Origin of the sequence: Cupriavidus oxalaticus, assembly GCF_016894385.1 — a bacterium.
Classification (GTDB): domain Bacteria; phylum Pseudomonadota; class Gammaproteobacteria; order Burkholderiales; family Burkholderiaceae; genus Cupriavidus; species Cupriavidus oxalaticus.
This window is the reverse complement of the sequence record NZ_CP069812.1, coordinates 2,096,905-2,109,033: the sequence shown is the minus strand read 5'-3', so window position 1 is coordinate 2,109,033 and position 12,129 is coordinate 2,096,905. Positions and strand designations below refer to the sequence as shown.

The following is a 12,129-nucleotide window of genomic DNA, read 5'->3' as shown; positions in this document are numbered from 1 at the left end:
GAATTCTTAAATTGATAAGTCTGGCTTTTTTGGGGCGAAGCCCAGGGCGGTCCGCTTTCATGGCAGGCTCCGACCGAAATGGCGCTCAGTTGGTCGGATGCGGCGGACTGAAGAAATACGGGATCAGCGACACCGCGACCAGCACCGCCGCGGACACAAAGATCGCCGTGTAAGTCGACGCCACCGGCCACTGCCGCACATGCCCCGCATTGGCGATCAGGCCGAACGCCCATGAGGTCAACGCCGAGCCGAGAAACACGAAGGTATTGAGCAGTCCCAGCCCCCGGCCGCGCTGCGACGGCGGGATCAGCCCGCGCCCCTGCGCCATCACCAGCGGATGCAGCATGCCGATGGTCGACAGCAGCGCCATCATCGCCACGGCGTAGCCGATGCCGGTGTCCGGCCACAGCGCCAGCAGGATCGCCCCCGACATGGCAACGCACGACCAGCCGGCGATGGCGGTCTTGAGCGTGCTGCGCCGCACCAGCACCGGCAGCAGGAAGGCCGTCAGGAAGCCGGCCAGGCTGAGCAGCGTCAGGGCCACGCCGCGCGGTGCCGAACCCAGGCCGAATACCTCAGCCAGGTAGGGGCCGCTCCAGGCATTGCGAAAGGCAGTGCCGGCGGCCATGGCCACGCACAGGGGGATCAGCGTCCACAGCGGCGCCAGCTTCAGCAGCTGCGCGCTTTCCGACAGCATCGCCGGCCACGAGGCGCTGCGTGCCTCGGCATGGCCATGGTCGCGCACGAAGCGCCACACGCCATAGCAGGCCGCCACCATGCCCAGCGCCGATACCGCCATCGACGGCCGCCAGCCGACCAGCGAGATGGCCCAGCCCAGCGGCGCGGTGGCGCACAGCGAGCCGATCATGCCGGTGGCGTTGGAGCGGCTGACCACGCGCGTATAGTCGCGTTCGGACAGTTGTTCCGAGGCGAAATGCAGCAGCCCCATGAATACCGGAGCGCAGGCCAGCCCCAGTCCCACCTGCGCCAGCGTGGCCGCGGTGCCGTTGGGCGCCAGCACGAACAGGATCGACGACAGCGCGCCAACGGCGAGCAGCAGTGCGGTGGGGCGGCCGACGCCATAGCGGTCGAAGGCAATGCCCACGGGAATCTGCGCCACGGCGAACGCGAGGAAGAACGATGAGGAGAGCGCGCCGTATCCTGCCGGGGACAATCCGAAATCGTGCTGCAGCTCCGGCGCCATCACCGCCAGGCAGGAACGGAAGAACTGGCTGAGCGCGAAGGCGAAGGTCAGGATGGCGATGCCGCGCACGGCATACGTGGCCGCGGCGCGGGCGGGCAGGGCGTTGGAACCGGGTGGGGATCCGGGAAGGGGGGTGTTGCTGGGGGTCACGGCGTCAGTGGCGCAATATCTGCAGCGAGTGTAGAGGCTGCGCGCGTTGCCTGGTCAACGGTTGGCCGGTGTTCGCCCAGATTGCGCGGCCCGCTCTCTGTGCAGATTGTGTGCTCCCTCTCCCGCGAGCGGGAGAGGGGAGCAAACATTTGGTGAGCTGATTTACCCCGGCAACGCGTCGTACGTCAGCAAAAACACCTGCTCCTCGCCCGCGCTGACCGGCAGCCAGACGATTTCCAGCTCGGGGAAGGCGGCCTCCACATTGGCATGCTCGTTGCCGATCTCCACCACGAGCACGCCACCGGGATTCAGCCGCGCCTTGGCCCCGGCGATGATCCGCCGCACCACGTCCATGCCGTCGTCCCCGCCGGCCAGCGCAATGCGCGGTTCGGCGAGGTATTCGGGCGGCAGCGCCTGCATCGACGTTTCGTTGACGTATGGCGGGTTGGTCAGGATCACGTCGTAGGTGGCGCCGTGCGGCAGCGGGGCATACAGGTCGCCCTCGTACAGGTGGATGCGGTCCTCCATCTTGTAATCGGCGACATTGCGGCGTGCCACCGCCAGGGCGTCGGGCGAGATGTCGACGGCGTCAATCCTGGCGTGCGGCCAGACGTGTGCCGCCAGCACCGGCAGGCAGCCCGAGCCGGTGCACAGCTCCAGCACCGGGCCGATCTGGTCCGTCTCGCCGACCCACGGCTCCAGCCCTTCCTGCAGCAGTTCGCCGATAAAGCTGCGCGGCACGATCACGCGCGAGTCGACGTAGAAGCGCAGGCCGTGCATGTAGGCCTCGTGCGTGATGTAGGCCGCAGGCACGCGCTCGTTGACGCGGCGGTCGATCACCTTCAGCACGGCGTCGATTTCCTCGGGCAGCAGGCGTGCGTCCAGGAACGGGTCGAGCGTGTCGAGCGGCAGGTTCAGCGTGTGCAGCACCAGGTAGGCCGCCTCGTCATAGGCGTTGGCGCTGCCGTGGCCGAAGGACAGGCGCGCGGCGGTGAAGCGCGAGACTGCGAGACGCAGCAGGTCGCGCACGGTGCGCAGGGGGGAGGGTGTTGCCATGTCAGTGTCTTTCGGCGAAAAAATCAGGTGACCAGGCGTTCCAGCACGCCGCGGTAAACGTTCTTCAGCGGGTCGATGAAGCGCACCTCGACGTGCTCGTCGATCTTGTGGATGCTGGCGTTGGGCGGGCCGAACTCGATCACCTGCGGGCAGATCCTGGCGATGAAGCGGCCGTCGGAGGTGCCGCCGGTGGTCGACAGCTCGGTGTCGAAGCCGGTCTCGGCCTTGATCGCGGACGCCAGCGCGTCGGACAGGTCGCCGCGCGGCGTCAGGAAGGGCTCGCCGCCCAGGGTCCAGTCCAGCGTGTATTCGAGGCTGTGCTGGTCCAGGATCGCATGGACGCGCGCCTTCAGGCCGTCGGGCGTGCTGGCGGTCGAGAAGCGGAAATTGAAGTCGATGGTGACGTGGCCCGGGATCACGTTGGTGGCGCCGGTGCCGCCGTGGATATTCGACATCTGCCAGCTGGTCGGCGGGAAATACTCGTTGCCTTCGTCCCAGACCTCGGCGGCCAGTGCGGCCAGCGCCGGGGCGGCGTCATGGATCGGGTTGCGGCCCAGGTGCGGGTAGGCGATATGGCACTGGATGCCCTTGACCGTGAGCTTGCCCGACAGCGAGCCGCGGCGGCCGTTCTTGACCATGTCGCCGAGCGCGTTGACCGAGGTCGGCTCGCCGATCACGCAGTAGTCCAGGCGCTCGCCGCGCGCGGCCAGCGCTTCCACCACCTTGATGGTGCCGTCGTGCGCCGGGCCTTCCTCGTCGCTGGTGATCAGGAAGCCGATCGAGCCGGCGTGGGCGGGGTGCGCCTTGACGAATTCCTCCACCGCCACCACGAAGCCGGCGATCGAGGTCTTCATGTCGGCGGCGCCGCGGCCGTACAGCTTGCCGTCGCGGTGGGTCGGCTCGAACGGGTCCGAGTGCCATTGCTCCAGCGGGCCGGTCGGCACCACGTCGGTATGGCCGGCGAACACCAGCAGCTTGCCGTCCTTGCCCTGCGTGCCGCGCTTCACCGCCCAGAGGTTGGTCACGCGGAAATCATCGGGGCCGCTGACCAGCGCTTCGCAGTCGAAGCCGAGCGCCTTCAGGCGGGTTTCCAGGATGGCCTGGCAGCCTTCGTCGGCGGGCGTGACGGAGCGGCGGCGGATCAGGTCTTCGGTGAGGGCAAGGGTGGCGGTCATGGGACGGGGTGAATCAGGAAAATCAGAACTGGCTGGCGTACTGGTCGGCGGAAAAGCCGACCATCACCTTGCCGGCGTGGGCCAGCACCGGGCGCTTGATCAGCGACGGGCTTTGCTGCATCAGCGCGATCGCACCGGCTTCTTCCTCGGCGCGGGCCTTGTCGGCGTCCGGCAGCGCGCGCCAGGTGGTGCCCTTGCGGTTGAGCAGCGTGGCCAGCGGCACGTGCTTCAGCCAGCCGCGCAGCATGGCTTCATCCACGCCCTGCTTCTTGAAGTCGTGGAAGGTGTAGGCCACGCCGTTGGCATCCAGCCAGGTGCGGGCTTTCTTGACGGTATCGCAGTTGGGGATGCCGTAGAGGAGGACGGTCATGGCTTGGGATCTCGATATGTTTGCCGTCATTCCCGCCTGCGCGGGAACGACGAACCGGTCAGCGGAACAGCACATTCAGCGCAATCACCAGGCCGCCCAGCCCCAGCGCCACGCCGCCCATGGCGACCGCGGTCATCAGGCGCAGGCGGCGGTCCAGGCGCGCGGCTTCCTTGCGCAGCGCCTCGATGGTGATCGCATGCTGCTCGGCCAGCAGCTTGACCGCCTCGGCCTGCTGCATCACGGCCGCTTCCAGCTCGGCGATGCGGGCCGCCGGGTCGCGCGGCTCCGGCACGGCGCCGTCCGGCGCTTCGTCCTTGCGCTTGCTTTTCTTGAATTTCTCGATGGTCTTGTTGGCCTGGTCGAGAATGGTGGGCAACAGGGAGAGCACGGTACTGACGGTGGCGGGATCCAGGGCCATGAGTCGCTTGCGGAGGGAAGGCATGTTCAGCCTGGCCAGGCGGGGTGACAGCGGGAGTGCGGTCCCGGGGCACCGCCCCGGGATGGTCCGGCGCAGCCCCTCGGGGCATGCGCCTTGCGCGGGCTCAGTCGCCGCGCAGCAGGTCGTTCAGGCTGGTCTTGGCGCGGGTCTGCGCGTCGACCTTCTTCACGATCACGGCGCAGTACAGGCTGTACTTGCCATCCTTGGACGGCAGGTTGCCCGCCACCACCACCGAGCCGGCCGGCACGCGGCCATAGTGGATCTCGCCGGTCTCGCGGTCGTAGATCTTGGTCGACTGGCCCAGGTACACGCCCATCGAGATCACCGAGTTCTCTTCCACGATCACGCCTTCCACGACTTCCGAACGGGCGCCGATAAAGCAGTTGTCTTCGATGATGACCGGGTTGGCCTGCAGCGGCTCCAGCACGCCGCCGATGCCCACGCCGCCCGACAGGTGCACGTTCTTGCCGATCTGCGCGCACGAACCGACGGTGGCCCAGGTGTCGACCATGGTGCCTTCATCGACATAGGCGCCGATGTTGACGTACGACGGCATCAGCACCGCGTTCTTGGCGATGAACGAACCGCGGCGGGCCACGGCGGGCGGCACCACGCGGAAGCCGGCGCGGGCGAAGTCGTCGCCGCTCCAGTTGGCGAACTTGGTCGGCACCTTGTCGTAGAACTGGGCGAAGCCGCCGGCGCTCATCGGCGCGTTGTCTTCCAGGCGGAACGACAGCAGCACGGCCTTCTTGATCCACTGGTTGACGATCCAGTCCTTGCCTTGCTTCTCGGCCACGCGCAGCGCGCCCGAATCGAGCTGGCCGATGACGTTGGCGACGGCCTCGCGGATGTCATTGGGGGCGGACTTGGGCGACAGGCTGGCGCGGTCTTCCCAGGCCTGGTCGATCAGGGCTTGCAGTGCTTGCGTCATGGTTGGTTTCTCAGGTGTTGAATGTTGATGCTCATGTGTCGAGTCTCAGCCCCGACCTCTTGTTTGCTCCCCTCTCCCGCCTGCGGGAGAGGGGCCGGGGGTGAGGGCGGGCGGTGGCATGCCGACACACGCAACTTGGTTGACACGCCGGCCCTCACCCCGACCCTCTCCCGCTTGCGGGAGAGGGGGAACACAATCGAACAAGCCAGGCCGCTCAGCCCAGCCCCTTGCAGAATTCCACGATCCGCCGCGCCCCCTCCAGGCATTCCTCCGGCGTCGCCACCAGTGCCATGCGCACGCGGTTGGCGCCAGGGTTGATGCCATCGGCCTCGCGCGCCAGGTAGCTGCCGGGCAGCACGGTCACGTTCTGCCCGGCCAGCAGCCGCGCGGCAAATTCGGTGTCGCTCAGGCCGGTGCGCGAGACATCGGCCCACAGGTAGAAGCCGGCGTCGGGCAGCGCCACGTCCAGGACTTCCGCCAGCATCGGCGTCACTTCGCTGAACTTGCGCACGTAGGCGGCGCGGTTCTCGCGCACGTGGGTCTCATCGTTCCAGGCGGCGATGCTGGCGGCCTGCACCGCCGGGTTCATCGCGCCGCCATGGTAGGTACGGTATAGCAGGAATGTCTTCAGCAGCGCGGCGTCGCCGGCAACGAAGCCCGAGCGCAGGCCCGGCACGTTGGAGCGCTTGGACAGGCTGGAGAACATCACCAGCCGCTCGAAGCTGCGGCCGAGCCTGTGCGCGGCTTCCAGCGCACCCAGCGGCGCGCGGCCCTCGTCGAAATAGATTTCCGAGTAGCACTCGTCCGAGGCGATCACGAAGCCGTAGCGGTCGGACAGCGCGAACAGCTGCTTCCAGTCGTCCAGCGACAGCACCGCGCCGGTCGGGTTGCCCGGGCTGCACACGAAGAGCAGCTGCACGTTCTGCCAGACCTCGTCGCCGATGCGGTCGAAGGCCGGAGCAAAGTTGCGCGCCGGGTCGCTGTTGGCGAACACGGGTGTGGCGCCGGCCAGCAGCGCGCTGCCTTCATAGATCTGGTAGAACGGGTTGGGGCACATCACCAGCGCGCCAGGGCGGGTACCGTCGACCACGGTCTGCGCGAACGCGAACAGCGCTTCGCGCGAGCCGGTCACCGGCAGCACCTCGGTGGCGGGGTCGACCCTGGGCAGGCCGTAGCGGCGTTCCAGCCAGCCGGCAATGCACTGTCGTAGTGCATCGGAACCGGCCGTTGTGGGATAATTCGCCAGCCCCGCCAGTGACTCGGCCAGCGCCTGCTTGATGAATTCGGGCGTCGGGTGCTTGGGCTCGCCGATGCCGAAGCTGATGGCTGGCTTGTCGGCAGGCTTCACCTGCGTAAAGAGCACCCGCAGTTTCTCGAACGGGTAGGGCTGGAGCAGGTCGAGGCGCGGATTCACGTTGTCAGTCGGGGCCGGTTGAAACGACGCATTATAGAGGAACGGCGCGGGTTACCGTGCGCCGGACCGGCCCGCGCGGCCGGCCGCCGGCACGGATGGCGGGCATCACGCCACGGTGATGCCGCCGGCGCCGTCCGGACTTGCCCGTCATCCACGGCGGGCGGCCCCGGGGCTCCCTCATACAGATTCCTTTCATGAGTACTAATACTGTTGCGGCGCAGCCTGCGCTGGCCGACCGTCATGCGGTCAAGGCATCACTTTCGATCTTGCTTGGCGCTTCGGTCTGGGGCATCGCGTGGTTTCCGTACCGGGTGCTGGCCGGCTGGGGCCTGGGCGGCATGCACGCGGCGGCGCTGGTCAGCGCGGTCGCTGCCATCCTGTCCCTGCTGGCATTCCGCCGGCAACTGGCCGGCTTGCGCCCGCACTGGCTGTTCGCCGCGATCGGCCTGGCCGCGGGCGTGACCAATGCCGGCTTTGTCTGGGGCAGCGTCAACGGCCATGTGATGCGCGTGCTGCTGCTGTTCTACCTGACGCCGGTCTGGACCGCGCTGTTTGCCCGGCTGTTCCTGGGCGAACGCCTGTCGGCGGCCGGGCTGGGGCTGGTGGCGCTGGCGCTGTCCGGTGCCGGGCTGATGCTGTGGACGCCGGAGGTGGGCGTGCCGCTGCCGGGCAGCGCGGCGGAATGGTCCGGGCTGGTCGGCGGCATGGGCTTTGCCGTCAACAACGTGCTGTCGCGGCGTGCCGGCCAGCGCTTCCCCGACATGGATGCGCGTGCGCGCACGGTGGTGGTGTACCTCGGCTGCACGGTGGTCGGCGTGCCCGCGGCGCTGCTGCTGGACGGCCCGGCGCTGGCCATCGTGCCCGGTGCGCAGGTCAGCGCGGCCATGCTGGTGCTGGGCCTGGCGGCCGTGCTGGTGGTCAGCAATTCGGTCGTGCAGTACGGGCTGCAGCGCTTGCCGGCGAACCGGGTATCGCTGCTGATGCTGTTCGAGATCGTCATCGCCGCGGTGTCGTCGTGGTGGCTGGCGACCGAAGTGCTGAGCTGGAAGGAAGCCGCGGGCGGCCTGTGCATCGTTGCCGCGGGGGCGCTCTCCGGGGTGGTCCACCGGGCGCGCCCGGCCCGGGCCGGGCAGGCTTGCGAGGGCGCGGCGGCCTGAGCAGGCGGGTATTTCGGCGGGCGGCTGACGCCGGCTGCCCATCACTTGCGTACCCGCGCCTTCAGGTAGGCCGCGGTCAGCAATGTCACATCGAAGGGGGGCAGGAACTGCGCGCGCACGGTGGCGTCCGGCCCGACCAGGATCAGCGAGCCGGGATAGTCCGCGTTGGCGGCGGGCGGCATGTCCGGCCCGGCGCCCAGGTCGTCGAGGAGCCTGGCCAGCGTCTGCGGGCTGCCGGTGGCGCCGACGAAGCGCGCATCGAACGGCGCGAGATAGCGCCGCAGCGCGTCCGGCGTATCGCGTTGCGGGTCGAGCGAGACGAACAGCACCTGCGTGGTGGCAAGCTTCTGCGTGGGGCTGAGGCGCTGGTACAGCCCGGCCAGCGCCGCCAGCGCCGCGCGGCATGGATTCCCGCAATGGGTGTCGCCCAGCAGCACGAGGGTCCAGTGGCCTTGCAGCCGTGCCTGGGTGAAGGCGCGGCCGTCCTGGTCGGTCAGGCTGAAGTCGCCCACCGGCCAGCCGTGCGACGCCAGGTCGGTGCGCTGGGTCTCGTGATGCGCGGCGGGCGCCAGGCCCGCCAGCGACCAGGCCAAGCAAGCGAAGAGGCCGGCGGCCAGCCTGGCCAGCCATCGTCTCATGGTGCCACCCCGTGGCCTGAGGGCAACGCGGCCGGCCGGGCCGGCGCGGTGGAAGCGGCGCTGCCCGTTGTTCCCGGATAGGGATCGGCCATCGCGCTGGCGCGCCACGAGCGCATCGCCACAAGGATGCTGGAGCCGCCCATCAGCACGGCCGCCAGCACCGGTTGCAGCAGGCCGCTGGCAGCCAGCGCCAGCGCAATGGCGTTATAGCCGAAGGCCCATGCCAGGTTGGCGCGGACCGTGCGGTGCACCGTCCGCGCTTGCCGCAGCAGCCACGGCAGGCTGGCCAGCCCCGTGCGCGGCAGCACGATATCCGCGCTTTCGCGCGCCAGGTCGGAGGCATTGCCCACGGCGATGCCGACCGAGGCCGCAGCCAGCACCGGCCCGTCGTTGAGGCCATCGCCGACCATGGCGACCGGGCCTGTGCCGGCGGCCCAGTCGCGCAGCGCGCGCACCTTGTCCTGCGGCAGCAGCGCTGCCTGCCATTCGGCAATCTGCAGCGCGCTGGCCATGGCTGCCACCGCATGCGGATTGTCGCCGCTGAGGAGCCGCGTGCGCAGGCCCTGGCGCTGCATTGCGCCGATCACGTCGCGGACCTCGGGCATGGGCAGCGTGCGCAACGCGATCAGCCCGTGCGCCTGGCCGGCCCAGCCCACCAGCACCAGCGTGCATCCCAGCGGCGCGGTGGCGAGCAGGGCGGGCGGGACGTGCCAGCCCAGCGTGCCGAAAAAGGCCGGCGAGCCCATTGCGCAATGCCGGTCGCCGACCTGCCCCGACAAGCCCTCGCCGGTGCTGGTCTCGACTTCGCCGGAGGCTGGCGTTGCGCTGGGCACCGTGCCTGGCGTGCCCGCGGCGCGCGCCATCATGGCGATGGCCCGTGCCACCGGGTGGTCCGACGCCCGCGCCAGGGCGCCGGCCACCTCCAGCACTTGCGCGGGGCTGGCGCCTTCGGCCTGCATGCCGACCGGGTGCGGAATGTCCGCGGTCAGCGTGCCGGTCTTGTCGAAGGCAATGCCCCGGAGGCGCGCCAGCCGTTCCAGCGCGTCGCCGCCGCGCACCAGGATGCCGCGCTGCGCGGCCTGGCCGATGGCCAGCGCATGCGTGAGCGGCGCTGCCAGGCCCAGCGAGCACGGACAAGCCACCACCAGCACCGCCAGCCCCGCCAGCATGGCGGCGTCGGCCGCCTGCGCCAGGTCGCCGGCGCGGCTGCCCCAGAACCATGCGCTGGCCGCGGCCAGCGCCAGCACGCCGGGAATGAACACGGCGATGATGCGGTCGATGGTGTCGCCCGCGAGCGACTTGCGCGCCAGCGCTTCGCGCACCTGCCGGCCGATCTGCTGCCACCGGGTCCGGGAGCCCGGCACGGTGGCGCGGACCAGCAGCGGGCGGCTGCCGTTGATGCTGCCGGCGTGGACCAGCGCGCCCGGTGGCTTGAACTGCGGCTCGCTCTGGCCGGTCAGGACCGCCTCGTCGCATTCGGAGCGGCCGTCCACGACGATGCCGTCGACCGGCACGCGCTCGCCGGGCAGGATCCGCACCAGTTCGCCCGGCCCGATCGCGACGACGGGGCGCCAGCTTTCCGTGCCGCCATCGACCACGCGCGCCTCGGCGCGCGCGGCCGCCAGCATGGGCGCGAGCCGGCGTGCCGTGCGCACGCGCACCTGCGCTTCCAGCAGGCGCCCCAGCGTGAACAGCAGCAGCACCATGGCAGCGGTGTCGAAATAGACCAGCTCCGAGCCGCGCAATACCTGCCAGCCGGAATAGCAGTAGGCCGCCAGCACGCCGATGCAGACCAGCGTGTCGGTCGACAGCCGGCCCTGCCGCGCGGCCTGCCAGGCGCCTTCGGCGAAGGGCCGGCCCAGCAGCAGCACCAGCGGCGTTGCCAGCACCCACAGCAGCCAGTGCACCGGGCCGCGCAGCCAGGCTTCGTCACCGGTGAAGGCGTCCGCATAGAGCAGCCAGCTGAACAGCATGACATTCATCGCGAGGAAGCCGCCCACGCCGAGCCGGATCAGCGCGGCCGCCGCCTGCGGCTCTTCGTGTTCGCCATGGTGGACCTGGTAGGCCAGGCAGCAGCCATAGCAGCAGAACCAGTGCGCTGCCCCGTCCAGCTCGCGCCGCTGGCCCAGCCGCCCGACCGGCAACTGGCAGTGGCTGCAGGTGTGTGAAGTGTCCATGGCCGCCGCTAGTGCAGGTGGGCGCCGATCGGCACGATCCCGCGCGCCAGCGTGATCAGGCCGAGCACGGCGATGAACGCGCCGGCCGCGCGCACGCCCTGCATGCGCCAGTTCAGGCGCGCCGCCGGCGCCGGCAGGAAGCTCGCCACGACGGGCTGCGCCGGGACCGCCGCCGGCCCGCGGCGCGCGCGCCACCACAGGCCCAGGCCGCCCATCGCCAGCATCGCGGGCAAGGTGCCGAGCCCGAACGCGACCATGATCTGCAGGCCGTGCAGCGCGGTGCCGCTGGCAGCCGCCTGCGCGGCAAAGGCGTAGACCAGCGGGCAGGGCAGGAAGCCGTTCAGCACGCCGAAGGCCAGCGGCGCGCCCAAGCCCGGCTGGCGCAGCAGCGTGCGCAGCGATTGCGCGAGCCACTGCGCGCCCGCGCCGCCGAGCGCATGGCCGCCGCGGCCAAGGCGCCAGGCAAGGTTCAGCCCGATCAGCAGCATCAGCCCGCCGGACAGGATCGCCAGGCCGCGCTGCACCATGCCGGCAGCGCTGCCTGCACCCGAGTCGCCGGCATGGCCGACCAGCAGCATGCCCAGGTAGCCGGCCAGCGTGCCAAGGAAGGCATAGCTGCCGATGCGGCCCAGGCTGTAGGCCAGGTGCCGCAGCAGGGTGGCAAGGCTGCCGCCGGACGCCGGGCCCAGGCCGCAGGCAAAGCCGCCGCACATGCCCACGCAATGCATGCTGCCCGCGGTGCCTGCCAGGAAGATCAGCCACAGGTCGCTCATGGCATCCACGCTACTTGCGTAGCGCCAGATAGAGCACCCAGGCAAAGAAGCCAACCGTCATGACGACGAAGATCCAGAAGGCGATCGATTCGGCAAGGGTCATGGCGGGCTCCCGTTACAGCAGGCCCACGCCGAGCACGTTCAGCGCGAGCTCGCCGAACAGGAACGCCAGGTTCAGCAGCGCAAGCGCCAGCAGCAGTCTCGGTGCCATGGTGGTCTCCTGTGAGGCTCCTGTGGGTAAAAGGCCTAGCGCGTCAGGTCCAGGCCCGGCCCGAGCCCGCCCCAATAGGTGTAGCCGTAGTACAGCGCCCAGACGAACAGCACCAGGTAGACGACCAGCAGCCACGCGTTGATGCGGCCGTGCCGCGCCTGGATATGGCCGCCGCCGTAGTCTTCGGTCTGCTGGTGATGCGGAACGTCCTGTCCGGCGGGGGTGTTTTCAGGTTCGTCAGGCATGGCTGGAGGTCTCCGTCTCGTCGTTCTCGTCGTTCTCGTCGTCATCGACTTCGGCCCGGTAGGCCTTGTACTTGATGGCCTCGACATCCTCGAACAGCCCCGAGAGCACGGCCCAGATGAACAGGCAGACCGCGCCCAGGCTCATGAAGAAGGCCACCACGAATTGCAGGAAGGTGAGTTCGGCCATAT

General features: G+C 69.6%; 13 protein-coding genes. 1 reads left to right on the top strand and 12 read right to left on the bottom strand.

The window, feature by feature from the left end:
• Positions 1–85: 85 nt before the first annotated feature.
• From JTE92_RS22120 to dapC, 7 genes are all read right to left on the bottom strand, one after another.
• Positions 86–1,354, bottom strand: a complete 1,269-nt coding sequence (locus JTE92_RS22120) for an MFS transporter (RefSeq protein ID WP_063237894.1) — start codon at positions 1,352–1,354, stop codon at positions 86–88.
• Positions 1,355–1,516: 162 nt separating this feature from the next.
• A complete protein-coding gene (gene prmB, locus JTE92_RS22115) occupies positions 1,517–2,410 on the bottom strand; it encodes a 50S ribosomal protein L3 N(5)-glutamine methyltransferase (protein ID WP_063237893.1) in 894 nt (297 codons plus the stop codon).
• A 23-nt stretch (positions 2,411–2,433) separates the two neighbouring features.
• Complete coding sequence (gene dapE / locus JTE92_RS22110) at positions 2,434–3,585, bottom strand: succinyl-diaminopimelate desuccinylase (RefSeq protein ID WP_063237892.1); 1,152 nt, start codon at positions 3,583–3,585, stop codon at positions 2,434–2,436.
• A 22-nt stretch (positions 3,586–3,607) separates the two neighbouring features.
• Positions 3,608–3,955: an ArsC family reductase gene (locus tag JTE92_RS22105; RefSeq protein WP_063237891.1), complete on the bottom strand. Its 348-nt coding sequence runs from the start codon at positions 3,953–3,955 to the stop codon at positions 3,608–3,610.
• A 58-nt stretch (positions 3,956–4,013) separates the two neighbouring features.
• Entirely contained in the window at positions 4,014–4,397 is a 384-nt protein-coding gene (locus JTE92_RS22100; RefSeq protein WP_063237890.1) for a hypothetical protein, read from the bottom strand.
• A 100-nt stretch (positions 4,398–4,497) separates the two neighbouring features.
• Positions 4,498–5,325, bottom strand: a complete 828-nt coding sequence (gene dapD / locus JTE92_RS22095) for a 2,3,4,5-tetrahydropyridine-2,6-dicarboxylate N-succinyltransferase (protein ID WP_063237889.1) — start codon at positions 5,323–5,325, stop codon at positions 4,498–4,500.
• Between the two features lie 214 nt (positions 5,326–5,539).
• On the bottom strand, positions 5,540–6,739 hold the full coding sequence (gene dapC, locus JTE92_RS22090; protein ID WP_063237888.1) for a succinyldiaminopimelate transaminase: 1,200 nt from the start codon (positions 6,737–6,739) through the stop codon (positions 5,540–5,542).
• A 194-nt stretch (positions 6,740–6,933) separates the two neighbouring features.
• On the opposite strand from dapC, the gene JTE92_RS22085 reads away from it, so the two are divergent.
• Positions 6,934–7,896, top strand: coding sequence for a DMT family transporter (locus JTE92_RS22085; RefSeq protein WP_063237887.1), 963 nt, complete (start codon positions 6,934–6,936; stop codon positions 7,894–7,896).
• A gap of 41 nt (positions 7,897–7,937) precedes the next feature.
• Here the strand turns inward: JTE92_RS22085 and JTE92_RS22080 are convergent, their stop codons facing one another.
• The 5 genes from JTE92_RS22080 to JTE92_RS22060 form a co-directional block, all read right to left on the bottom strand.
• Complete coding sequence (locus JTE92_RS22080) at positions 7,938–8,534, bottom strand: SCO family protein (protein WP_063237886.1); 597 nt, start codon at positions 8,532–8,534, stop codon at positions 7,938–7,940.
• A complete protein-coding gene (locus JTE92_RS22075; RefSeq protein WP_084254489.1) occupies positions 8,531–10,711 on the bottom strand; it encodes a heavy metal translocating P-type ATPase in 2,181 nt (726 codons plus the stop codon). Before JTE92_RS22075 ends, JTE92_RS22080 begins: the two co-directional genes overlap by 4 nt.
• Before the next feature lie 8 nt (positions 10,712–10,719).
• Complete coding sequence (locus JTE92_RS22070) at positions 10,720–11,484, bottom strand: sulfite exporter TauE/SafE family protein (protein WP_084254496.1); 765 nt, start codon at positions 11,482–11,484, stop codon at positions 10,720–10,722.
• 246 nt (positions 11,485–11,730) lie between these two features.
• Positions 11,731–11,940 (bottom strand): hypothetical protein, encoded by a 210-nt coding sequence (locus JTE92_RS22065; RefSeq protein WP_063237883.1) that lies wholly within the window; start codon positions 11,938–11,940, stop codon positions 11,731–11,733.
• Positions 11,933–12,127, bottom strand: coding sequence for a cbb3-type cytochrome oxidase assembly protein CcoS (locus JTE92_RS22060; protein WP_063237882.1), 195 nt, complete (start codon positions 12,125–12,127; stop codon positions 11,933–11,935). Before JTE92_RS22060 ends, JTE92_RS22065 begins: the two co-directional genes overlap by 8 nt.
• Between the last annotated feature and the right edge of the window lie 2 nt (positions 12,128–12,129).

Excerpts from the sequence above, each read along its gene's own strand:
- JTE92_RS22065 (WP_063237883.1), bottom strand. The coding sequence starts at position 11,940 with ATGCCTGACGAACCTGAAAACACCCCCGCCGGACAGGACGTTCCGCAT.
- JTE92_RS22075 (WP_084254489.1), bottom strand. The coding sequence starts at position 10,711 with ATGGACACTTCACACACCTGCAGCCACTGCCAGTTGCCGGTCGGGCGG.
- dapE (WP_063237892.1), bottom strand. The coding sequence starts at position 3,585 with ATGACCGCCACCCTTGCCCTCACCGAAGACCTGATCCGCCGCCGCTCC.
- dapD (WP_063237889.1), bottom strand. The coding sequence starts at position 5,325 with ATGACGCAAGCACTGCAAGCCCTGATCGACCAGGCCTGGGAAGACCGC.
- prmB (WP_063237893.1), bottom strand. The coding sequence starts at position 2,410 with ATGGCAACACCCTCCCCCCTGCGCACCGTGCGCGACCTGCTGCGTCTC.
- JTE92_RS22060 (WP_063237882.1), bottom strand. The coding sequence starts at position 12,127 with ATGGCCGAACTCACCTTCCTGCAATTCGTGGTGGCCTTCTTCATGAGC.
- JTE92_RS22085 (WP_063237887.1), top strand. The coding sequence starts at position 6,934 with ATGAGTACTAATACTGTTGCGGCGCAGCCTGCGCTGGCCGACCGTCAT.
- JTE92_RS22070 (WP_084254496.1), bottom strand. The coding sequence starts at position 11,484 with ATGAGCGACCTGTGGCTGATCTTCCTGGCAGGCACCGCGGGCAGCATG.
- JTE92_RS22105 (WP_063237891.1), bottom strand. The coding sequence starts at position 3,955 with ATGACCGTCCTCCTCTACGGCATCCCCAACTGCGATACCGTCAAGAAA.
- JTE92_RS22080 (WP_063237886.1), bottom strand. The coding sequence starts at position 8,534 with ATGAGACGATGGCTGGCCAGGCTGGCCGCCGGCCTCTTCGCTTGCTTG.
- JTE92_RS22100 (WP_063237890.1), bottom strand. The coding sequence starts at position 4,397 with ATGCCTTCCCTCCGCAAGCGACTCATGGCCCTGGATCCCGCCACCGTC.